Below are 659 nucleotides of genomic sequence, written 5' to 3' on the forward strand. Positions count from 1 at the left end.
CACCAGCAGGCGGAACGGCTGTTCCCCGGTCGATGCCGCATAATTCGTCCTGGCCGCTTCCAGCACGGCCGGCCTGACCGGATTGCCTGTCGTCACCGTCTTGACCCCGGCAGCACTGGTGTCCTGCGGCAGGAAGCCGCCGGCGATGGCGTCGACACGGCCGGCCAGCGCCCGATTGGCGCGCCCCATCACCGCGTTCTGCTCATGGATCAGCGTCGGCCCCTTGCGCCGTGTCGCCGCGTAGAGCGGCGGCAAGGTCGGATAACCGCCAAAGCCGACGACGGCATCCGGCTTGATTCTGCCAATGACGGCAGAAGCCTGGCGCACGCCGCGCCAGATCTTCCAGAAGGCGCCAAGCAGGGCAAAAGGATTTTTCGAGCCCATCGTCGCCGACTGGATCGGGTGGACGGCGGCGGCCGGAAAATGGCCGGCGAAACGCTCGGCACGGTCGTCGGTCGCCAGATGCACCGACCAGCCGCGCTCGTTCAACTCATGCGCCAGCGCCTCGGCCGGGAAAAGATGCCCACCGGTGCCGCCTGCCGCGAGAAGGATGACGCCTCTGGCCATATCACTCCGCCGGCACGGCGCGTTGCGACAGGCCAAAGCCCACCTGCTTGCGCTTTTCCGGCCGCTTGCGTGTCAGCGCCAGCACCATGCCC

1 protein-coding gene is annotated in these 659 nt (G+C 68.0%); it reads right to left on the reverse strand.

The window, feature by feature from the left end:
- Positions 1-567, reverse strand: a 567-nt coding sequence (locus tag EN984_RS36765) for a glycosyltransferase (RefSeq protein WP_206517590.1), incomplete at its 3' end; no start/stop codon positions are given.
- Positions 568-659: the final 92 nt, after the last annotated feature.

It is taken from the genome of Mesorhizobium sp. M7A.F.Ca.CA.004.12.1.1, from assembly GCF_003997835.1.
Classification (GTDB): Bacteria; Pseudomonadota; Alphaproteobacteria; order Rhizobiales; family Rhizobiaceae; genus Mesorhizobium.